Below are 22118 nucleotides of genomic sequence, written 5' to 3'. Positions count from 1 at the left end.
AGCCGGCCCGCCACCGCCTTCGCGCCGGTGGCGCTGACGCCCGACGAGCTCGGCGAGGCCTGGCAGGGCGGGCGCGCCCGGCTGACGCTGCAGGCCATGGTGAACGGACGCAAGAGTGGCGGCGTCGGCAGCGAGACGGGGGGGCGCTGGCATCTGGGGCAGCTGATCGCCCATGCGGCCCGGACGCGCCGGCTGCGGGCCGGCAGCCTCGTCGGCAGCGAGCCGCTGGACCTGCAGGCCTTGCCAGCACTGAAATTCGGCGACTCGCTGCGCCTCGAACTCAAGAGCGCGGACGGGCTGAGCCCCTTCAGCGCGATCGACCAGGATGTGGAGGCCTTGGCATGACGACGAACCCACGCAAGAAGATCATCATCGACACCGACCCGGGTCAGGACGATGCGGTCGCGATCCTGCTGGCGCTGGCCAGCCCGGAGCTGGAGGTGCTGGGCCTGACGACGGTGGCCGGCAATGTGCCGCTGGCCTTGACCAGCCGCAATGCGCTGATGGTCTGCGAGCTGGCCGGCCGACGCGACATCCCGGTCTACGCCGGTGCCGACCGGCCGCTGCTCAAACCGCTGGTGACCGCCGAGTTCGTCCATGGCAAGACCGGGCTCGATGGCCCGACGCTGCCGGAGCCGACGCTGGCGCTGGCCGAGGGCCATGCGGTGGACTTCCTGATCGACACCTTGATGCGCGAGGACAGCGTGACCCTGTGCCCGCTGGGTCCGCTGACCAATATCGCGCTGGCGCTGGCGCGCGAGCCGCGCATCGCGGCCCGCATCGAGCGCATCGTGCTGATGGGCGGAGGCGGCTTCGAGGGCGGCAACATCACGCCGGCGGCCGAGTTCAATATCTATGTGGACCCGCATGCGGCCGATCTGGTGTTCCGCTCCGGCGTGCCGATCACGATGGCGCCGCTGGATGTCACGCACCAGGCGCTGACCACGCGAGCGCGCGTCGCCGCGATCCGGGCGCTGGGCACGCTGCTGGGCGAGGCCGTCGCGCTATGGCTGGAGTTCTTCGAGCGCTTCGACGAGCAGAAGTATGGCCAGGAGGGCGGGCCGCTGCACGACCCCTGCGTGATCGCCTGGCTGCTGCGCCCCGAGCTGTTCACCGGCCGCGACTGCCATGTCGCGATCGAGACCGCCAGCCCGCTGACCCAGGGCATGACCGTGATCGACTGGTGGGGCGTGACCGGCAAGCCGGCCAACGCCCATGTGCTGGGCGGACTGGATGCCGATGGTTTTTATGCGCTGATCACCGAGCGGCTGGCCCGGCTCGGCTGATGGCAAGATAGGCCCTCGATTCAAGGGAGCCTCGCGTCATGCTGCATCGTCGTCACTTTGTCTGTTCTGCTGTGCTGCTGCTGCCGGCCTTTGGCGCGCGGGCCGCGCTCAATGAGACCGATGCCGCGTCCGGCATCCGCACGGCGCTGGAGCGCGGCGCGATCGCCGCCGTCGGTCTGCTCGGCAAGCCCGATGGCTTTCTGGGCAACCCGCTGGTGCGCATCGAGCTGCCGGGTTATCTGAAGGATGGCGCCAAGCTGCTGAAGGCCACCGGCCAGGGCAAGCGCGTCGACGAGCTGCTGACCGCGATGAACCGCGCGGCCGAGGCGGCGGTGCCGGAAGCCAAGAGCCTGCTGGTGGCGGCGGTGAAGAGCATGAGCGTCGAGGACGGCCTGAAGATTCTGCGCGGCGGCGACGATGCCGCCACCCAGTTCTTTGCCGGCAAGACCCGCGAGCCGCTGGGCCAGAAGTTCCTGCCCATCGTGAGCCGGGCGACCCAGAAGGTGAAGCTGGCCGACAAGTACAACGCGGTGGCCGGCAAGGCGGCCGGCATGGGCCTGATCCGCAGCGAGGACGCCAATATCCAGCAGTATGTGACGGGCAAGGCGCTGGACGGTCTGTTCCTGATGATCGGCGAGGAGGAAAAGAAGATCCGCAAGGACCCGGTCGGCACCGGCAGCGCGATCCTGAAGAAGGTCTTCGGAGCGCTGTGATGAGTTCAGCCTGGCAGGACCGCAGCCACGACCTCGGCAGCCTGGACCAGCTGCGAAGCCTCTATCCGCCGCCCGAGGCGCCGGCCACGCTGGACAAGGAGTGCGACCACATCCATCCGCTGTACCGGCCCTTTATCGAGGCCGCGCCCTTCGCGGTGCTGGCCACGCGCGGCCCGCGCGGGCTGGACACCTCGCCGCGCGGCGATGCGCCGGGCTTCGTCACGGTGGCCGATGAGAAGACCCTGCTGCTGCCCGACCGGCGCGGCAACAACCGCATCGACAGCTTGCGCAATGTGCTGCACGACCCCGAGGTCGCGCTGCTCTTCCTGATCCCCGGCATCGGCGAGGCCTTGCGTGTCAACGGCAGGGCCCGCATCAGCGCGGCGCCGGCCCTGCTGCAGCGCTTCGAGTTCGAGGGCAAGCTGCCCCGCTCGGTGCTGGTCATCGAGGTGAAGCTGGTGTTCTTCCAGTGCGCCCGCGCGATCAAGCGCTCGGGGCTGTGGGAGCCGGCCGCCCAGATCGAGCGCAGCGCCTTGCCGTCGACCGGCAGCATCCTGCAGGCCCTGAGCGCGCGGGTCGATGGCGCCGCCTATGACGCGGCGCTGGAGGAGCGGCAGCGGCTGACGATGTATTGAGTGGAGCGGGCCGGCTGCCTCGATATACTGATTTTTTATACAGTTTCTCAAGGCCGTGCCTATGCTCCATCACCTCTCGTTCGGCGTTCGAAACCTGCGGCGGGCCGCCGATTTCTACGACGCGGTCCTGCAGCCTCTGGGCTATGTGCGTGTGTGGACGGATTTCGAGGGCGATGAAGACACGCAAGCGGTGGGCTACGGGGAGCCCGGCGGCGGCGACAAGCTGGCGCTGAAGCAGTGTCCGAACGGAGCCGTCGCCCCTGGCCCGGGGTTTCATCTCGCCTTCTCGGCGCCAAGCCGGGAGGCGGTCGACAGCTTCTACGAGGCCGCCATGCGCAGCGGTGGGCAAGACAATGGTGCCCCCGGTCTTCGGCCCGACTACGGCCCCGACTACTACGCTGCCTATGTTGTCGATCCGGACGGTTGGCGTATCGAGGCCGTCATCAACACGGTGGCCTAGCCCTCGCCGCAGCCATACTGCGAACCCATGAACCCCCGCGCCCCCACCATTGTCGATGTCGCCGCACAGGCCGGCGTCTCCATCAAGACCGTCTCGCGGGTCCTGAACCATGAGCCGGGCGTGCATGAGGAGACGCGCGAGCAGGTGCTGAAGGTGGTGGCCGAGCTGAAGTACCGGCCCAAGCTGTCGGCGCGCAGCCTGGCCGGGGCGCGCTCCTTCCTGATCGGGCTGCTGTACTACGACCCCAGCGCGGCCTTTGTCGGCGGCGTGCAGCAGGGCGCGACCCTGCGCTGCCGCGAGGCCGGCTATCACCTGGTGGTGGAGTCGCTGGACAACGATGCGCCGGACATCGAGAGCCAGGTCGAGCGCATGCTGTCGGCGCTGCGGCCGGACGGCATGATTCTGGCGCCGCCGATCTGCGACAACCCCAAGGTGCTGAAGGCACTGCGCGACAGCAACACGCCCTGCGTGCAGATGTCGCCCGGGCTGCCCGACGAGCGCAGCGCGGTCGTGCGCATGGACGATGTGCAGGCGGCCGAGGAGGTGACGAATCTGCTGCTGAGCCTGGGTCATCGCCATATCGGCTTCATCCGCGGCGCCACCGACCAGGCCGCCTCCGCGCTGCGCTATCAGGGCTTTGCGCAGGCGATGCAGGCCCATGGGCTGGCGGTCGAGCCCGAGCTGGTCTACCAGGGCGACTTCACCTACCCGTCCGGCGTCGAGGGCGCGCACGCCTTGCTGAGCCGGCGCCAGCGGCCCACGGCGGTGTTTGCCAGCAATGACGATATGGCGCTGGGCGTGCTGGCGGCGGCCCAGCGTCTGGGCCTGGCGGTGCCGGCCGATCTGTCGATCGCCGGCTTCGACGATTCGCCGGCGGCCAGCCTGGTCTGGCCGCCGCTGACCACGGTGCGCCAGCCGGTCGCGGCGATGGCGCGCGCGGCGGTGGACCTGCTGATCGCGCCCGATGGCGAGCCCGGCCCCCGGGTGATTGCGCATGAGTTGGTGGTGCGCGATTCGACCTCGGCACTGCCGCATGCGCCGTCCGGGCGTCGCCGTGGGGCGGTCCAGAAAGCCTGAAGCAAAACTACGGGAAGACCCTTTGTTGACCAGGAATGACAACGTTGTCAGAATTCGCTCAAGCAATAAAGACAACGTTGTCAATTGCGTAGGAAGACAACAGGCGCGGCATCAGACCGGGCCGGATTCCACCGCGTCGCCGGGCCCACCCGACGGCGTTCCGACCACACCGATGGATGGAGACAAAGATGATCGCAAACAAGACCGCATGCCTGCGGCTGGCCCTGGTGCCCGCCGCGATCCTGGCCGGATTCGGCGCTTCGGGCCCAGCCATGGCCCAGTCCAGCACCGAGGCGCCGACCGCGCTGGAGCGCGTCACGGTGTCGGCCACCAAGCGCCTGACCTTTGTGCAGGACACGCCGCTGGCCGTGACCGCGCTGACGCAAAAAGAGCTGGAGCGCGCCGGCGTCAAGGATCTGTCGACGATGCAGGCCCTGGTGCCCAACCTGAGCATCGAGCAGCACGGCGACTCGGGCGGCGTCCACGTCTTCCTGCGCGGCATCGGCTCGACCAACCATACCGAGCTGGGCGATCCGGCCGTGGCCTTCCATGTGGACGGCGTCTACTCGCCGCGGCCGCAGGGCGCGACGGTGCTGATGTATGACCTGGAGAGCGTCGAGGTGGCGCGCGGCCCGCAGGGCACCCTGTTCGGCCGCAATGCGACGGCCGGCTCGGTCAATCTGAACACCGCCAAGCCCAAGCTTGGCCAGTTCGGCGGCTCGGGCAGCATGCTGCTGGGCGACCGCAACCGCACGACGCTGCAGGGCGCGCTCAATGTGCCGCTGGGCGAGACGCTGGCGCTGCGGGTCGCCGCGATCCAGGAAAAGCAGGACGGCTGGGTGGACTTCCAGGCCCGCTCCAATGTGCAGCCGGGCGCGCGCAAATACGGCGCTTCCGACCAAGCCGGCGTGCGCAGCACCCTGCTCTGGGAGCCCAGCCCCGCGCTGACCGCCACCGTCGCGGCCGAGTACTACCGCGACCAGGGCACCGGCCAGGTCTCGCTGATGCAGCAGCCGCGCCCCGGCCAGAAACTGCGCTCGGCGCTGATCGACACGCCCGGACATCTGGACCAGGACATCATCACCTACCGCGGCCGTGTCGACTGGCGGCCCAGCGATGCGATCGAGTTCAGCTATATCGGCAGCTGGAGCCGGCTCAAGCGCCAGAACGCCAGCGACAACGATGCCGGCACCCAGCCGGGCTTCAAGCAGGAGCACCGCACCGAGTGGTCGCAGTTCGACAACTACACCCATGAAGTCAATCTGAAGAGCACTGGCAGCGGGCCCTTCCAGTGGATCGCCGGCGCCTTCATGATCAAGGAAGACAACAAGATCCGCTTCGACATCGACATCTCGAAGACGGCGGTCGCGGCCGGCGCCGGTCCCATCGTGATCAATCCGGTGCTGCCGACCGATGTGGCCTGGGCCATGTCCTTCATCCAGCCCAAGCGCACCCTGGATTCCAAGGCGGTGTTCGGTCAGGGGACCTTTGCCTTAACCAAGGACCTGAAGCTGACCGCCGGCGCCCGCTACACCGACGAGAAGAAGCAGGACGTCGGCGGCCGCAACTGGGTCTGCCCCGACTTCGGCGCCACCATCGCCAACGGCGGCCGCCTGATCGGCCCCGGCGGGCCGGTCGATGTGGCCAGCTGCGGCAGCGTCCATGCGCCCGGCACCTGGCCCGGCGGCGGTGCCAATGATGGCCGCACCAGCGACGACGCCTCCACTTATCTGCTGCGCGGCGAGTTCAAGGCCAGCCCCGATCTGCTGACCTATGCGACCCTGTCCACCGGCTTCAAGTCCGGCGGCCTGTCGGACGGCGGCCGGCGCCACCTGCCGGAAAAGCTGACCAATGTGGAGCTGGGTGCCAAGGCCGAGTTCTTCCAGCGCAGCCTGGCGCTGAACCTCGCGGCCTTCTGGATGAAGTACAAGGACATGCAGGTCTCGGCCATCGAGTACCAGCCCAATGGCCAGCAGCAGCTCGTCACCAGCAATGCCGCGAAGGCGACGATCAAGGGCGTCGAGGCCGAGCTGAGCTGGCGCCTGACGCGCGACGCGCGGCTGATGGGCAATGCCTCGGTGCTGAACGCGCAGTACGACGACTTCCTGACCTGCGATTCGGCCCTTCTGGACTGCAATAACACCGCCAACTTCGTCAATCTGAAGGGCTCGAAGCTGCCGCATGCGCCCAAGTTCAGCACCACGCTGGCCTTCGAGCATGACTTCGCGCTGGGTAGCGGCCGGCTGACGCCGCGCATCGGCGTGCACTACCAGGCCCGCAGCTATCTGAGCAACTTCAACACCGCGCCTACCGCCGCGGTGAAGCCCGGCTCCTTCGCCGAGGCGCGCACGCAAAAGGCCTACAGCAAGGTCGACCTGAGCCTGCGCTACGAGGACGGCAAGGGCCGCTGGGAGCTGGAGGCCTTTGTCAACAACGCCACCGACAAGATGGTCAAGACCGATGCCTCCTGGATCGGCGACACCAGCACCTGGGTGAGCTTCTACAACCCGCCGCGCACCTATGGCGTCAAGGCGGCTTACCGCTTCTGAGGCGGCCGAGCGAGGGCAGCGTGATGGCGGCAAGTCTGCATTCCCGTGAGTCGGCAAAGCCCTTAGGCTGAACCACCGCACAAGCAGCTCACGGAGATACCGGTGACACTCAAGACCAGCCTCATCGCGCTGACCCTGCTGATGCTCGGCAGCCTCGCCCTGGCCCAGCCGCCGCAGCTCCGGGTCGCCACCTTCCCCGATCTCGACCGCGCCGCCAAGGCCGCGGCCGCGATCTGGGCCCAGCGCCACCCCGGCATCGAGCTGAAGATCGTCTCGATGCAGTACGCCGACCACCATATGGCGATGACCACGGCCCTGGCCACTGGCTCCGGCCTGCCCGATGTGATGGCCATCGATCTGCGCTTCATCGGCAAGTTCGCGGCCTCGGGCGGCTTTGTCGATCTGAACCAGGCGCCCTACAACGCCGGCGCGATGGCCGGCGACTATGTGCGCTATGCGCTGATCCAGGGCCAGAGCCGCAAGGGCGCGCAGCTCGCGATGCCGGCCGATATCGGCCCCGGCACCTTGCTCTACCGCAAGGACATCCTCGACAAGGCCGGCGTCAGCGAGGCCGAGATCACCAAGGACTGGGCCTCCTACCTGGCCGCCGGCAAGAAGATCAAGGCCGCCACCGGCGCCTTGCTGATGGCCGACGCCGCCGACCTGCGCGATATCGCACTGCGTCAGGGCCTGAAGGACGGGGAGGGTATCTACTTCGATGAGCAGGGCAAGGTGCTGGTCGAGAGCGAGCGCTTTCGCAAGGCCTTCGAGCTGGGCCGTGCGGCGCGCGCCGCCGGGCTCGACGCCCACGCCTCGGCCTGGAGCAACGACTGGGCGGCCGGCTTCAAGCAGGGCCGCATCGCGACCCAGATGATGGGGGCCTGGCTGGTCGGCCATCTGAAGAACTGGCTGGCGCCGGACACCGCCGGGCTGTGGCGCTCCGCACCCCTGCCCGGCGGCGTGCAGGCGGCCTATGGCGGCTCCTTCTACGCGATCCCGAAGAAGGCTCAGCACAAGGACGCGGCCTGGGACTTCATCCGCCTGATGACGGCCGACAAGGCGGTGCAGATCAACTCGCTGCGCGTGCTGGACAGCTACCCGGCCTTGCTGGCCGCCCACCAGGACCCGCTGATGGACGAGCCGATCGCCTTTCTCGGCGGCCAGGTGGCGCGTCAGATGTGGCGCGAGACGGCGGCCCGCGTGCCGGCCACGCCGGTCAGCCCCTTCGATGTGCTGGCCACCACCATCATCCGTGACGAGTTCGAGAAGGTCATCACACGCGGCAAGGACATCGCCACCGCGCTGAAGGATGCGCGCGAGCTGATCGAGCGCCGCACACGCCGCCGCCCGGGGAGGGATGCGTGATGGCCCGGCCCCTGCTGTCGCGCCGCTGGGCGCCCTATCTCTTCATCGCGCCCTTCTTCCTGCTGTTCGCGGTGTTCGGTCTGTTCCCGCTGCTGTTCTCGATCTATCTGTCGCTGCACCAGTGGAACCCGGCCGAGGGCCTGCACACCATGCACTGGGTCGGCTTGGAGAACTATTGGTACGCCGTCACCGACCCCTGGTTCCACGACTCGCTCTACAACACTGTCTGGTTCGCGCTGGTCGCCGGCCTCCCGCAGCATCTGGTGGCGCTGCCGCTGGCCTTCTTCATCCACCAGCGCGTCAAGCGTGGCCGCAACCTGCTGGTCGGTGCCTACTTCGTGCCCTACATCACCTCCAGCGTCGCGATCGCGCTGATCTTCACGACCCTGCTCTCCAAGGACTACGGCCTGGTCAACGCGGTGCTGGCCGAGCTGACCCGCATCCCGCTGCTGGGCAGCCCGCTGGAGGCGGTGCTGCAAAGCCGCGGCGGCGCGATCGACTGGCTGGGCGATGCCGACACCACCAAGCCGGCCGTGGCCTTTGTCGTGTTCTGGCGCTATCTGGGCTGGAACCTGGTGCTCTATCTGTCAGCCCTGCAGGTCATTGACAAGGACCTGTACGAGGCCGCGACGCTGGACGGCGCCAAGCCCTGGCAGCAGTTCCGCTACATCACCTTGCCGCTGCTGCGCCCGATGATGTTCTTCGCGGTGAGCCTGACCATCATCGGCAGCCTGCAGCTCTTCGAGGAGCCCTTCATCCTGGTGGACAGCGAGCGCGGCGCCAGCCAGTCGGTGATGACCAGCGCGATCTTCATGTACCGGCTGGCCTTCTCGGACGGCGATTTCGGCACCGCCTCGGCCGTCTCCTGGCTGCTGTTTTTCCTGATCGCCGCGCTGACCTGGCTCAACGCGAAATTGTTCGGCAGCGACGCGCGAGGTGAGCATGCAGCACGCTGATCCCACCCTGCTCGTCAGGCCCATGCGCAACAGCTCTTCGACCTGGAAAGACCGGCCCTGGCTGGCCTGGCTGCTGGTCGGCCTCGGCGCCGTGCTGCTGGTCGCGCCGCTGTACTTCACCTTTGTGTTCGCCAGCCACGGCCGCAGCGAGATCTTCAACTCGCCGCCGCCGCTGTGGTTCGGCCTGTCCTCGCTGTCGAATCTGGAACTGCTGGAGCAGCGCCTGCCCTTCTGGCGCAATCTGGGCATGAGCCTGTATGTGGCCAGCCTGACGACGGCGCTGAACCTCTTGCTGTGCTCGCTGGCCGGCTATGGCTTCGCAGTCTACGAGTTTCGCTTCAAGAAGACGCTGTTCGCCATCGTGCTCGGCTCGATGATGCTGCCTAGCTTCCTCAACATGATCCCCAGCTTCATGGTGATGGACTTCCTGGGCTGGATCGATACGCCGCGCGCGCTTTATGTGCCGGCGGCGGCCAGCGCCCTGGGCATCTTCCTGATGCGCCAGTACATCGGCTCGGCGATACCGAAGGACCTGCTGGACGCCGCGCGCATGGATGGCTGCGGCGAGTTGCGCATCTTCTGGAGCGTCGTGATGCCCTTGCTGAAGCCGGCGATGGGCACGCTGGGCCTGATCACCTTCATCGCCTCGTGGAACAACTTTGTCGCGCCGCTGGTCGTGATGCGCTCGGCCGAGAACTACACCTTGCCGCTGGCCTTGCGCTCGATGCAGGCGCCCAACAACACCGAGTGGGGCGCTTTGATGATGGGCAGTGCCATCGCGATGCTGCCACTCCTGATCGCCTATTTCTTCAGCGCCCGGCGGTTGGTGGCCGGCCTGACCTCGGGCGCCGTGCGCGGCTGACCCCTGCTGTCTTCTTTCTTCTCCCGCATTACTTGAAACCGCCCATGAACGCCATCGATCCCAATCCTTCTGCCCTCAGCGATCTGAGCCGCGTCTTCCGCACGGACTTCCAATGGGGCTCGGCCACCAGCGCCGCGCAGATCGAGGGCGCGGCCGCACTCGATGGCAAGGGCCCGTCGATCTGGGACCGCTTCTGCGCCGAGCCCGGTCGCATCAACGATGGCTCCAATATCGCCATCGCCTGCGATCACTACCACCGCTACAAGAATGATGTCGCGCTGATGAAGTGGATGGGTTTGCAGGCCTACCGCTTTTCGATCGCCTGGCCGCGCGTGCAGCCGCTGGGCCGGGGTACCTGGAACGAGGCGGGCTTCGCCTTCTACGACCGTCTGATCGATGAGTTGCTGGCTGCCGGCATCAAACCCCATGCGACGCTGTACCACTGGGACCTGCCGGCCGCCCTGCATGACGAGTTCGACGGCTGGCCTTCGCGTCAGATCGTGCCGCTGTTCGCCGATTACGCGGCCGAGGTCGCGCGCCGCTTCGGTGACCGCTTGGAGAGCATCTCCACCTTGAACGAGCCCTGGTGCGTCGCCACCCTGGGCTACGAGACCGCCCAGTTCGCCCCCGGCCAGACCAGCCGCGCGACGGCCGCCCAGGTTTCGCACCACCTGCTGCTGGCGCACGGCGAGGCGATCAAGGCGATGCGAGCAGTGACTAAATGCAAGCTGGGCATCGTGCTGAACCACACCCCCGCCTTTCCAGCCGACAATCTGCGGGAGGACGACCGCCGCGCCGCCCGCATCGATGACGGCCTGAACGTGCGCTGGTATATGGACCCGGTGTTCCGCGGCCAGTACCCGGCCGACATCATCGAGCACCTGGGCGAGGATGCGCCCAAGATCGAGGAGGGCGACCTGGCCGCGATCCAGCAGCCGCTGGATTTCCTGGGCGTCAACTTCTACACCCGCAGCTTCATCTCCACGCAAAGCCCGGCCCTGCCGGCACCCGGCAAGCAGGGCTTCACCGATATGGGCTGGGAGATCTACCCGAAGGCGCTGACCCAGCACCTGGTGCGCATCACCCGCGAATACTCGCCGCCGCCCATCTTCATCACCGAGAACGGCATGGCCAATGCCGACACGGTGGTCGACGGCAAGGTGCCCGATGTCGAGCGCATCGCCTATCTGCGCAGCCATCTGCAGGCCTTGGCCAGCGCGGTGGAACTGGGGGTCGATGTGCGCGGCTATTTCTACTGGAGCCTGCTCGACAACTTCGAGTGGAACTCCGGCTACACCAAGCGCTTCGGCCTCTTCCATGTGGACTATGCGACGCAAGAGCGCCTGGCCAAGGACAGCGCGCACTGGTATCGCGGCTTCATCGAGACCGCCAAGGCGGGCGGCTGAGATGGCCGGCCTCAGCTTCAAGGGGGTGGCCAAACGCTACGGCGACAAGGCTCCGGTCGTGCGCGCGCTGGACCTGGAGGTGCAGGACGGTGAGTTCATGGTGCTGGTCGGCCCCTCGGGCTGCGGCAAGAGCACCTCGCTGCGCATGCTCGCCGGGCTGGAGGAGGTCAGCGCCGGCCAGATTTTCATCGGCGCCCGCGAGGTCACGACGGTGCCGCCGGCCGAACGCGGCGTCGCGATGGTGTTCCAGAGCTATGCGCTGTATCCGCATATGAGCGTGGCCGAGAACATGGGTTTCGCCTTGAAGATGGCCGGCCGGCCCAAGGCCGAGGTGGCGGCTGCGGTGCTGAAGGCCGCGCGCAGCCTGCAGCTGGAGGCGCTGCTGGAGCGCAAGCCGCGTGAGCTCTCGGGCGGCCAGCGCCAGCGCGTGGCCATCGGCCGCGCCATCGTGCGCCAGCCCCAGGTCTTTCTGTTCGACGAGCCGCTGTCCAATCTGGACGCCGCGCTGCGCCACGAGACCCGGTTGGAGCTGGCCCGCCTGCACGAGGAGCTGGGCGCCACCATCGTCTATGTGACCCACGACCAGGTCGAGGCGATGACGCTGGGCGACCGCATCGCGGTCTTCAACGAGGGCCGCATCGAGCAGGTCGGCGCGCCGAGGGAGGTTTATGAGCGGCCGGTGAACCGTTTCGTCGCCGCTTTCCTCGGCTCGCCGCGCATCAATTTTCTGCCGGCCGGCCTGATCCACACGGCCTTGCCAGCTGGTACCGAAACGGTCGGCCTGCGGCCCGAGCACCTGAACCTTGTTGCGGCCGGCACCGGTCTGGGTGGCGAGCTGGCGTTGATCGAGCATCTGGGCGACACCAGCATCGCCTATGTGCGCATCGCCGGTACTGACCCCCAGCAGCAGCCGCTGGCCGTCAAGCTGGCGGCCGGCCAGGACTGGCAGCGCCACCAGCGCGTCGGCCTGCAATGGCGACCCGAGCATTTGCTGGCCTTCGATGCCCAGGGGCTGCGCCTGGAGCCGCGCGCATGAGCGCGGCATCGTTTCCGCGCCTGGTGGCCGATGTCGGCGGCACCAATGTGCGCTTCGCCAGCCAGTACCTGCCGCAGGGCCCGCTGCTGGGCATGGCCAGCTATGCCTGCGCCGATCACGCCAGCCTGTGGGATGCGATGCAGCACCATCTGCGCATCCAGGGCCTGGAGCGGCCGCGCTGCTGCGCCATCGGCATCGCCACCGCGATCACCGGCGACCAGGTGCAGATGACCAACCACCACTGGTCCTTCTCGATCGAGGCGCTGCGCCAGGCGTTGGGCGCCGAGCGCCTGCTGGTCATCAATGACTTCACTGCACTGGCGCTGGCCCTGCCGGCGCTGGCCCCTGGGTCGCGCCGCCAGGTCGGAGGCGGCGCGGCGGTGGACGGCGCGCCGATCGGTCTGGTCGGCCCCGGCACCGGCCTGGGCGTCTCTGGGCTGCTGCCCGGCGTCGGCGGCGCCGGCCTGGCCCCGATTGGCGGCGAGGGCGGCCATGTGACCCTGTCCTCCTTCGAGCCCGAGGAGGACGCGGTGCTGCGCGTGCTGCAGCGCCGCTTCGGCCATGCCTCGGCTGAGCGCGCGCTGTCCGGGCCTGGGCTGGAGAACCTGTACCAGGCTCTGGCCGGCGTGCGGGGTCAGGTTGTGCCCGAGCGGAACGCCCAATCCATCACCGCCGGCGAGGACCATTTGGCGCGCGACACTGTGGAGCTGTTCTGCAGCCTGCTGGGCAATGTGGCCGGCAATGTGGCGCTGACCCTGGGCGCCCGCGGCGGCCTCTATATCGGTGGTGGCATCGTGCCGCGCCTGGGCGCGCGCTTTGACCGCTCGCGCTTTCGCGAGCGCTTCGAGGCCAAGGGCCGCTTTCGCGACTATCTGGCTGCGATCCCGGCCTATGTCGTCAGCGCCAGCGACGAAGCGGCCCTGCTCGGCGCCTGCCGTGCGCTGGATGCGGCGATGCATTGAGCGGGCCGCGCTGCAGCGCTGGGCTCAGCGCCCCGCCGGCGGCGCCAGCTGCACGAAGGGCGTCCCCGCCCCGGTGTACTGCGGCAGTTTGCCGTCCCACTTCCTGATGGCTTCGCTCTCGTTCTCCAGCTGTTTCAGACGCAGCAGGTCGGGCGTGATTTCCAGGCGTTTGGCCTTCAGCGACTCGGCCTCGCCGCGTGCCTTGGCCAGGGCCTGTTCGGCCTCGACCCGGATACGCTCCAGATCGCGCTCGGCCGTCAGCTTCTTCTGCTCGGCCTCGACCTTGGCCTCGATGGCCTTGTCGAAGACGGCCGAGAAGTCGTAGTTGACCGCAGCCAGCGAGTCGACGATGACGCCGTGACGCTTCAGCCGCGCCTCCAGCGCGTCACGGATCTTGCCGCTGACCTCGGTGCGCTTGGTCACCAGTTCCTCGGCCGTGTACTGTGCCGCGATGGCCTTGGTGGCCTCCTGCGCTGCCGGCTCGATGACGCGCGCCGCCACCGCATGCTCGTTGCCTATGGCCTGGTAGGTCTGGGCCACCAAGGCCGGATCGAGCCGCCAGTTCAGCGCCGCCGAGACCGAGACCTGCTGCAGATCGCGCGAGGCGGCCACGCCCTTGCCCTCGCTCTTCTGCAAGCGCACATCGATCATGTGGACACGGTTCACCAGCGGCACGACGAAGTGGATGCCTTCGCCCAGCGGTTCGGGGTCGACCTTGCCGAAGGTCGTGATCACGCCGCGCGTGCCCGACTGCACGATGCGTATCGGGTTGATCAACGTGAAGACAAGATAGACACCGACCAGGATGGCGGCGATCTTGGCGACCCAGGAGACGAGGCTTCGGTTCATGGCAGTCCTTGAACGGCCCAGTCGGCCGCGCCGCGCAGGCTAACAGCGGGGTCGGGTCTTGCCTATGCCACCAAAGGGTGTGCGGGCGAACCGGGCGTCGAGATCTCCGCGCTTAGCGCGCGGTTGCGACCGGAGTTCTTGGCTGCATACAAGGCATGGTCGGCACGCTCCAGCACCGACTTTAGCGACTCCGGCAAGGCCGCCGTATCACGCCTGCGGCAGGCGTATCCGATCGACAGCGTAAAAACGACACGTCCTTGCTCACCGACCCGCACGGTGCTGGCGCTGGCTGCCTGGACCAAGGCTTCGGCGCGCTGGGCCGCCTCGACGGAAGTGGCACAGCCCCGGAGCAAGAGGCAGAATTCTTCGCCGCCGTAGCGGCCGGCGATATCGCTCAGCCGCACGGCGCCGGCCATCATGCGCGCGGCGTGGGCGAGCACCAAGTCCCCGCCGCCATGGCCGTAGCGGTCATTGATCTGCTTGAAGTGGTCGAGGTCGACCATCAGCACGGCAAAGGCTTCGGCCGGCCGGGCCTGCTCAATGGCGGCTGCCAGCTCGAAGAAGGCCCTGCGGTTGTACAGCCCGGTCAGGCCGTCACGGCGACTGAGCTCCTGCAGCTCGCGACGCTGCCGTTCATGGGCCATGCTGAAAAAGCCGATCGAGGCCGCGACCACGAACAGCGTGGCCATCGCCAGCGCGAACAGTTGCGGCGTGGAACTGGCGGCCGGGGCTACCTGGGTGCTGGCGCCGCCGGCGCTGAAGAGGGCGCGCATTGCGAATGCGGTCGCCATCACCGCCGCCACCGCTGCGGTCAGATAGGCGACCGGCAAACCGGTCCGACGGGCGTAGCGCAGCACCAGCCAGGCCATCCGGGCCAGCATCAGCGCCAGCGCGCAGGACATGGTGAAAACGGTGACGGCCCACGGTGCCAACTCCAGATAGGTCAGCAAGGTGCCGCCGATGCCGAAACTGCTCAGCAAGACCAGATGATGCCGCGTCACCCGCTGCTCGGTCAGTCGCGCCAGGGCCAGCACACCGAACACGGTGACCGCCATGATCAGCACGTTGGCGAACAGAAAGGTCAGCAGCCAGGGCGCATGGCCGCGCAGGAAGAACAGCAGGCAGGCGCCTCCGGTGGCCGCCATCGACACGCCCCACTCCCGCAGACCCATCGGTTGCTCGGGTATTGCGCGTGCGGTGCTGAAGGCCATCACCGCCATCATGAAGCCGACCATGCTGATTGCTGCCAGCATGGTCCTGGCGTCGAGTGCCAGCGCCTGACTGCTCGCGTCCATGCTCACCACCCCCTGGGTTGGCCGCTTGATGTCCAAAGCGGAGCATCTGCACGGCTCGTTGTGGAGGTGACTTTAACGGGGATTGGAATATGGGCCGACCTACATCTGCTCCCAGGGCAGGCCGTCATGGCGCCAGCCATTGAGCCGGCCGCGCTGGAAGTTCTCGTCCGGGTCGCCCTCGAAGCCATGGACGATGTTGACGACCTCGGCAAAGCCGGCCGCCTCCAGCGCCTGGCCGGCCGCGACCGTGCGGGTGCCGGAGCGGCACAGGAGCACCAGCGGCTTGTTCAGGTCGCCACCGGCCTCGCGCTTGACCTGGGCCACGAAGCGCTCCACATCGGGCTGCATCTCCGGATACTCGTACCAGGCCACATGGACGATGCCGGGCGGATGGCCGACATAGAGGTACTCCAGCTCCATGCGCACATCGAGGAACAGGGACTCGGGGTGTTCTTGCAGATAGGCCTGGGCCTCGACGGGGAGCAGATGTTTCATGGGGGTATTGACGCGCTCTCTAAAATGGCCGGATGAACGCTTCCACCCGACCCTACACGCGCGGCGCGCAGCTGCCCGAGATTCTGCAACAACGCATCGTCATCCTCGACGGCGCGATGGGCACGATGATCCAGCGCTATAAGCTGTCCGAGGCCGATTATCGGGGCGAGCGCTTTGCCGGCCATGGCAAGGACCTGAAGGGCAATAACGACCTGCTGGTGCTGACCAAGCCCGAGGTCATCAGCGAGATCCACGAACAGTACCTGGCCTCAGGCGCCGACATCATCGAGACCAATACCTTCGGCACCACCTCGGTGGCCCAGGAGGATTACGAGCTGGGCGAGCATGCCTTCGAGATGAATGTGGCCGCCGCCCGGCTGGCCCGCGCCGCCTGCGGCAAGTACAGCACGCCGGACAAGCCGCGCTTCGCTGCCGGCGCGCTGGGCCCGACGCCGCGCACCGCCAGCATCAGCCCCGATGTCAATGACCCCGGCGCCCGCAATGTCGACTTCGATACCCTGAAGACCGCCTACTACGAGCAGGCCAAGGGCTTGCTGGACGGCGGGGTGGACCTGTTCCTGGTCGAGACCATCTTCGACACGCTGAACGCCAAGGCGGCGATCTTCGCGCTCGACGAGCTGATGGAAGACACCGGCGAGCGCCTGCCGGTCATCATCTCCGGCACCGTCACCGATGCCTCGGGCCGCATTCTCTCGGGCCAGACCGTCACCGCCTTCTGGCATTCGGTGCGCCATGCCAAGCCGCTGGCCATAGGCCTGAACTGCGCGCTGGGCGCGACGCTGATGCGGCCCTATATCGAGGAATTGGCCAAGGCGGCCGGCGACACCGCGATCAGCTGCTACCCGAACGCCGGCCTGCCCAACCCGATGAGTGACACCGGCTTCGACGAGACGCCTGAGGTCACCGGCCGCCTGGTCGGCGAGTTTGCCGCCGCCGGTTTCCTGAACATCGCCGGCGGCTGCTGCGGCACGACCCCGGCCCATATCGCGGCCATCGCGCAAAAGGTCTCGGTCTACAAGCCGCGCGCCTGCGGCGCGGGCTTGTTCAGCGAATTGTTGGCCGTCTGACCTGCCGCACGGACCAGAGTCAGGATTTCGCGGGCCACCAGATCGGTCCGCTCCTTGTGAACATAGTGGCCGCTGCCATCTGCCTGGACATAACGGGCTTGCGGCAGTGATCGGGCCATCTCGCGCTGCTGGGCCAGCCAGGCCGTCATGAAGGCGGCGTTGGACAGCGGCGGCGGCTCGGTCGCGGAGATAACGACGGCCGGTACGGCGGGCAAGCGCGCCAGATCGCCGAGTTCGGCATAGGTGGCGGGCAGGCCCTGCACCTCGGCGCGCACCCAGGGCTCGGTCAGCATCAGCGCCCAGGCGGGGATGTCGCACATCGTGCCGCCGCCGGCTTCGCAGGCCGCCTTGAAGCCCGGGGGGCGGCCGTCCACCAGCACCAGGCCAGCCACCAGATCCGGGTAGCGCTTGGCAAAGCTCAGCACAAAGGGGCCACCAATCGAATGACCGACCAGGATGTAGGGTGGGTCCATGCCCTTCTGACGGAGGGTGTCCAGCAGTTGCTCGGCCACCTGGGCCCCGGTGCGCGGCTCGCCGCCGCGCCTGGAGCGCTGGTAGCTGAACACCGTCGTCTTGTCCGCCAGGCGCGCGCTCAGGCCGGTCCATGAATCGATGCCATCGCCGGCCCCGGACTCAAGCACCACCCCCGGGCGGCCCTGGCCCTGGATCTTGGTGTGAAGGTTGGGGCCATCAAAGATGGCCGGCAGCGGGTTGCTCGCGGCGCAGCCGCTGAGCAGCAGGGCCATCAAGCCCAGTCTGGAAACCATCATCATCATCGTTGGCGCTCTCTTGCTTGCTGATCCCGGCGCCAGTCTAGGCATGCCATCTGAGTAACAGATGAAAGCCTGGATCAATACAGCTTCAGCAGCCGCTCCATATTCACCAGCAGCTTGAGCTCATGCGGCGCCAGACTGGCGGCAATCGCCTGGCTGGCCAGGCGGGTGTCGCGCGGCACCGGCTCGCTCAGCGGCGCGCCGCTCTTGCCCAGCAGCGCGGCGACCAGGGGTTCGTTGGCGCTGTGGCCTCGCTTGGCGACGACGCCGACCTCGCCATTGGCCAGGCGCACCAGCGAGCCGGGCGGGTAGAGGCCGACGGCCTTGATCAGCGCGGCGCCGGCCTCGTCGGGCTGCTGCAGCTCGTCCAGATAGACGGCACGCGCCGCCTGGGCGCCCGACAGGGCCTTGCGCGAGCGCCGCGGGCTCAGCCGCGCGCCGTAGAGATCGACGCGGCGCAGCACCCGCGCCATCTGCTCGGGCACCGAGCGCGCGGCCAGGGGCCCGGGGCCGGCCTCATGATGCAGGCGCACGATCTGCAGCCAGAGCGAGTCGTGCACGCCCAGCGTGCGCAGCAGCTCGGCGCTGCGGTCGCCATGGCCGAGCAGCACCGCCCGGTGGGCCTCGCTGGGGCGTTCGTCCCGGCCGGCGAGCCGGTCCTGCAGCGCGCTGATGCTGATATTCATCGACAGCGCCGCCTGCCCCAGCACCAGGCGCAGATCCTCGGCCCAGCCCAGCTGGCGAGCGCAGAGCTCGCACAGCAGCAGGCTCAGCAGCGCGTGACGGGCGCTGTAGTGCTGGAAGTCCTGGCTGGATTCGAAGATCAGCAGCATCAGTGCCGCATCGGTTTGCTGCTGGACCCGCGCCAGCATCTCTTGCTGCAGCGTCTGGAAACGTGGCAGGAAGTCCTCGGCCCTGGGCTCGCGCAGCAACGCATGGCCGCGCAGCTGCAGATCGGCCCAGGCTGCCTGGTCGCTGACCTGGGGCACGGCGGCGCCGCCCCGCTCGGGCCGGTAGCTGGTCTGGGCGCGGGCGATGGCGCCCAGCGTGGCGCCCTGGTGCATCATCGTGTCGACCTTGTGGGCCAGCGCGCGCTGGTAGTCCTTGGTCTCATGGGCCTGCACCCAGGCACCGCGCTGTATCAGCGCCTGGACCAGGGGGCTGTCGCTGAGCACCTGGCCGCGCGCGATCAGCAGCTTGCCCTCGGCGTCGCGCAAGGAAAAGTCCAAGACCTGGCCGATGCGCAGGCTGTGAGGGGGCAGGGGTATCAGATCCACGGTGGTTCGCTAGAGCTCTGTACGGATTGTCGGCGCGCCGGCAGCCGGCTTGAGTCGGCGGCCGGGACGCAGCGTAAAATGCGCCACGGTCCGAGGAGCGTTGCGACGGGGTCTGCGATCATGCAGCAGCCCGCCAGGCTTGGATCTGCAAGGGCACCAGCCTTTTCAACGACGCTCACCGATCCATGATTTTGTCGTGGCCGAGGTGAGCCTGCGGTCCGATCTTTCGCCGAGGCCGCCATGAATACCGCTACCCCCCAGACCACGCCGCCCCCGATGAAGCTCTCGGGGCTGGAACCGGTGCGGATCGGCGCCGGCACACTCTTCGTCAATATCGGCGAGCGCACCAATGTCACCGGCTCCAAGGCCTTTGCCCGCATGATTCTGGCCGGGCAGTTCGAGCAGGCGCTGGCGGTGGCGCGCCAGCAGGTCGAAAACGGCGCCCAGGTCATCGACATCAATATGGACGAGGCCATGCTGGACAGCAAGGCGGCGATGGTGCGTTTCCTGAACCTGATCGCCTCCGAGCCCGAGATCGCGCGCGTGCCCATCATGATCGACAGCTCCAAATGGGAGGTGATCGAGGCCGGCCTGAAATGCATCCAGGGCAAGGGCATCGTCAACTCGATCTCGATGAAGGAGGGCGAGGCCGAGTTCCGCCGCCAGGCCAATCTGGTGCGCCGCTATGGCGCGGCCGCCGTCGTGATGGCCTTCGACGAGAAGGGCCAGGCCGACACCTTCGAGCGCAAGATCGAGATCTGCGCGCGGGCCTACAAGATTCTGGTCGACGAGGTTGGTTTCCCGGCCGAAGACATCATCTTCGACCCGAACATCTTCGCGATCGCCACCGGCATCGAGGAGCACGACAACTACGCGGTCGACTTCATCAACGCGACCCGCTGGATCAAGCAGAACCTGCCCGGCGCCAAGGTGTCGGGCGGGGTCTCGAACGTCAGCTTCAGCTTCCGCGGTAACGACCCGGTGCGCGAGGCCATCCACACGGTCTTCCTGTACCACGCGATCCAGGCCGGCATGGACATGGGCATCGTCAACGCCGGCATGGTGGGCGTCTACGACGATCTGGAAGCCACGCTGAGAGAGCGCGTCGAGGACGTGGTGCTGAACCGCCGGCCCCGGATCCCCGAAGGGGAGCCTTACGTCTCCCCCGGCGAGCGCCTGATCGAGGTCGCCGAGAGCGCCAAGGGCCTGGCCAAGGACGACACGGCCCGGCTGGCCTGGCGCGCCGGCGATGTCAATGCGCGGCTCTCGCATGCGCTGGTGCACGGCATCACCGACTTCATCGTCGAAGACACCGAGGAGGCCTGGGTCGCGATCCAGGCCGGTGGCGGGCGGCCCCTGCATGTGATCGAAGGCCCGCTGATGGCCGGCATGAATATCGTCGGCGACCTGTTCGGCCAGGGCAAGATGTTCCTGCCCCCGGTGGTCAAGAGCGCGCGGGTGATGAAGTCGGCCGTGGCCCATCTGATCCCGTACATCGCGGAAGAAACGCGCCAGCTGGAGGCCGCCGGTGGCGACGTCAAGCCCAAGGGCAAGATCGTCATCGCGACCGTGAAGGGCGATGTGCACGACATCGGCAAGAACATCGTCACCGTGGTCCTGCAGTGCAATAACTACGAGGTCGTCAATATGGGCGTGATGGTGCCCTGCCAGGACATCCTTGCGCGCGCCAAGGTCGAGGGGGCCGACATCATCGGCCTCTCGGGCCTGATCACGCCCAGCCTGGAAGAGATGCAGCATGTGGCCGCCGAGATGCAGCGCGACGACTACTTCCGCATCAAGAAGATCCCGCTGCTGATCGGCGGCGCGACCTGCAGCCGCGTTCACACTGCCGTCAAGATCTCGCCGCACTACGAAGGCCCGGTCGTCTATGTGCCCGATGCCTCGCGCTCGGTGGGCGTCTGCACCGAGCTGCTCAGCGACGACCGCGCGGCCGCCTATATCGACGAGCTGAAGGCCGACTACGACAAGGTGCGGCAGCAGCACGCCAACAAGAAGAAGACCCCGCTGGTGACCTTGGCCCAGGCGCGTGCCAACAAGACCAAGCTCGACTGGGCCGGCTATCGCCCGCCGGTGCCGAAGTTCATCGGCCGCCGTGTCTTCAAGAACTACGACCTGGCCGAGCTGGCCCAGCACATCGACTGGGCGCCGTTCTTCCAGACCTGGGACCTGGCCGGCCCCTTCCCGGCCATCCTGAAGGACGAGATCGTTGGCCACGAGGCGCAGCGCGTCTTCAGCGATGGCAAGCGCATGCTGCAGCGTCTGATCGATGGCCGCTGGCTGACCGCCAACGGCGTGTTCGGCCTTTACCCCGCTGCCCAGGTCAATGACGACGATATCGAGATGTACAGCGACGAAAGCCGCAGCGAGGTCTTGATGACCTGGCGAGGCCTGCGCATGCAGTCGGAGCGCCCGGTGGTAGACGGCGTGATGCGGCCCAACCGCTGCCTGGCTGACTACGTCGCCGCCAAGGGCTCGGTGCCGGACTACATCGGCCTGTTCGCCGTTACCGCCGGCCTGGGTGTGGACAAGAAGGAAGCGCAGTTCCTGGCCGACCACGACGACTACTCGGCCATCATGCTGAAGGCCCTGGCCGACCGCCTGGCCGAGGCCTTTGCCGAGCGTCTGCACCAGCGTGTGCGCCAGGAGTTCTGGGCCTATGCGGCCGATGAGGCCTTGAGCAACGAGCAGATGATTGCCGAGCAGTACCGCGGCATCCGCCCGGCACCCGGCTACCCGGCCTGCCCGGACCATCTGTCCAAGCGCGATCTGTTCAAGGTACTGACCCCCGAGGACATCCAGATGGGCCTGACCGACAGCATGGCGATGACACCGGCCGCCAGCGTCAGCGGTTTTTATTTCTCGCACCCTGAGGCCAGCTATTTCAATGTCGGCACCATCGGCGACGATCAGATGCAGGATTGGGCGGCGCGGATGGCGCTGGACGAAGCAGCCGCGAAGCGCGCGCTGGCGCCGCTGCTGGGCTGACATGCGCTTACATCTGCCGGTCGGCGCC

Annotated in this window: 18 protein-coding genes, 2 pseudogenes and 1 riboswitch; of the genes and pseudogenes, 15 read left to right on the top strand and 5 right to left on the bottom strand. The window is 67.6% G+C overall.

The window, feature by feature from the left end; translation table 11 throughout:
* From PO768_RS11925 to glk, 13 genes and pseudogenes are all read left to right on the top strand, one after another.
* Nucleotides 1-345 (top strand): annotated as a pseudogene (locus PO768_RS11925) (fumarylacetoacetate hydrolase family protein); the annotation flags it as partial.
* Nucleotides 342-1286, top strand: a complete 945-nt coding sequence (locus PO768_RS11920) for a nucleoside hydrolase (protein WP_272646237.1) — start codon at nt 342-344, stop codon at nt 1284-1286. The pseudogene PO768_RS11925 and the gene PO768_RS11920, both read left to right, overlap by 4 nt.
* A gap of 41 nt (nt 1287-1327) precedes the next feature.
* Entirely contained in the window at nt 1328-1999 is a 672-nt protein-coding gene (locus PO768_RS11915; protein ID WP_442953219.1) for a DUF4197 domain-containing protein, read from the top strand.
* Complete coding sequence (locus PO768_RS11910; protein ID WP_272646236.1) at nt 1999-2634, top strand: pyridoxamine 5'-phosphate oxidase family protein; 636 nt, start codon at nt 1999-2001, stop codon at nt 2632-2634. Before PO768_RS11915 ends, PO768_RS11910 begins: the two co-directional genes overlap by 1 nt.
* A gap of 61 nt (nt 2635-2695) precedes the next feature.
* Nucleotides 2696-3094, top strand: a complete 399-nt coding sequence (locus PO768_RS11905; protein ID WP_137942717.1) for a VOC family protein — start codon at nt 2696-2698, stop codon at nt 3092-3094.
* 27 nt (nt 3095-3121) lie between these two features.
* Nucleotides 3122-4171, top strand: coding sequence for a LacI family DNA-binding transcriptional regulator (locus tag PO768_RS11900; protein ID WP_137942718.1), 1050 nt, complete (start codon nt 3122-3124; stop codon nt 4169-4171).
* Between the two features lie 188 nt (nt 4172-4359).
* A complete protein-coding gene (locus PO768_RS11895; RefSeq protein ID WP_272646235.1) occupies nt 4360-6720 on the top strand; it encodes a TonB-dependent receptor in 2361 nt (786 codons plus the stop codon).
* A 102-nt stretch (nt 6721-6822) separates the two neighbouring features.
* Nucleotides 6823-8085: an ABC transporter substrate-binding protein gene (locus PO768_RS11890; RefSeq protein ID WP_272646234.1), complete on the top strand. Its 1263-nt coding sequence runs from the start codon at nt 6823-6825 to the stop codon at nt 8083-8085.
* The gene (locus tag PO768_RS11885) at nt 8085-9041 is read left to right on the top strand and encodes a carbohydrate ABC transporter permease (protein ID WP_272646233.1); all 957 of its coding nucleotides are present in this window, start codon (nt 8085-8087) and stop codon (nt 9039-9041) included. The genes PO768_RS11890 and PO768_RS11885 overlap by 1 nt, the downstream gene beginning before the upstream one ends.
* A 22-nt stretch (nt 9042-9063) precedes the next feature.
* Nucleotides 9064-9903 (top strand): carbohydrate ABC transporter permease, encoded by an 840-nt coding sequence (locus PO768_RS11880; RefSeq protein ID WP_272646232.1) that lies wholly within the window; start codon nt 9064-9066, stop codon nt 9901-9903.
* A 44-nt stretch (nt 9904-9947) separates the two neighbouring features.
* On the top strand, nt 9948-11309 hold the full coding sequence (locus tag PO768_RS11875) for a GH1 family beta-glucosidase (protein ID WP_272646231.1): 1362 nt from the start codon (nt 9948-9950) through the stop codon (nt 11307-11309).
* Between the two features lies 1 nt (nt 11310).
* Nucleotides 11311-12345 (top strand): ABC transporter ATP-binding protein, encoded by a 1035-nt coding sequence (locus tag PO768_RS11870; RefSeq protein ID WP_272646230.1) that lies wholly within the window; start codon nt 11311-11313, stop codon nt 12343-12345.
* Nucleotides 12342-13307 (top strand): glucokinase, encoded by a 966-nt coding sequence (gene glk, locus PO768_RS11865; protein WP_272646229.1) that lies wholly within the window; start codon nt 12342-12344, stop codon nt 13305-13307. The genes PO768_RS11870 and glk overlap by 4 nt, the downstream gene beginning before the upstream one ends.
* 24 nt (nt 13308-13331) lie before the next feature.
* Here glk and PO768_RS11860 read toward each other — a convergent pair whose 3' ends face one another.
* From PO768_RS11860 to PO768_RS11850, 3 genes are all read right to left on the bottom strand, one after another.
* The gene (locus PO768_RS11860) at nt 13332-14156 is read right to left on the bottom strand and encodes a prohibitin family protein (RefSeq protein ID WP_269839992.1); all 825 of its coding nucleotides are present in this window, start codon (nt 14154-14156) and stop codon (nt 13332-13334) included.
* Between the two features lie 62 nt (nt 14157-14218).
* Nucleotides 14219-15451, bottom strand: a complete 1233-nt coding sequence (locus PO768_RS11855) for a GGDEF domain-containing protein (RefSeq protein WP_272646228.1) — start codon at nt 15449-15451, stop codon at nt 14219-14221.
* A 99-nt stretch (nt 15452-15550) separates the two neighbouring features.
* The gene (locus PO768_RS11850; protein WP_272646227.1) at nt 15551-15946 is read right to left on the bottom strand and encodes a rhodanese-like domain-containing protein; all 396 of its coding nucleotides are present in this window, start codon (nt 15944-15946) and stop codon (nt 15551-15553) included.
* A gap of 32 nt (nt 15947-15978) precedes the next feature.
* On the opposite strand from PO768_RS11850, the gene PO768_RS11845 reads away from it, so the two are divergent.
* Nucleotides 15979-17034: a homocysteine S-methyltransferase family protein gene (locus PO768_RS11845; RefSeq protein WP_272646226.1), complete on the top strand. Its 1056-nt coding sequence runs from the start codon at nt 15979-15981 to the stop codon at nt 17032-17034.
* Here PO768_RS11845 and PO768_RS11840 read toward each other — a convergent pair.
* Nucleotides 16980-17804 (bottom strand): alpha/beta fold hydrolase, encoded by an 825-nt coding sequence (locus PO768_RS11840; protein ID WP_272646225.1) that lies wholly within the window; start codon nt 17802-17804, stop codon nt 16980-16982. The two genes, PO768_RS11845 and PO768_RS11840, sit on opposite strands and share 55 nt — an antisense overlap.
* Before the next feature lie 80 nt (nt 17805-17884).
* On the bottom strand, nt 17885-19084 hold the full coding sequence (locus PO768_RS11835; protein ID WP_272646224.1) for an HD-GYP domain-containing protein: 1200 nt from the start codon (nt 19082-19084) through the stop codon (nt 17885-17887).
* Between the two features lie 86 nt (nt 19085-19170).
* Nucleotides 19171-19268: riboswitch (S-adenosyl-L-homocysteine riboswitch) on the top strand.
* Nucleotides 19269-19312: 44 nt separating this feature from the next.
* Here PO768_RS11835 and metH point away from each other — a divergent pair.
* Nucleotides 19313-22090 (top strand): annotated as a pseudogene (gene metH / locus PO768_RS11830) (methionine synthase); the annotation flags it as partial.
* Between the last annotated feature and the right edge of the window lie 28 nt (nt 22091-22118).

Origin of the sequence: Paucibacter sp. XJ19-41 (genome assembly GCF_028462495.1) — a bacterium.
Lineage (GTDB): Bacteria > Pseudomonadota > Gammaproteobacteria > Burkholderiales > Burkholderiaceae_C > Roseateles_E.
Note: the sequence above shows the minus strand (reverse complement) of the source record. Positions and strands in the feature narration are given on the sequence as shown.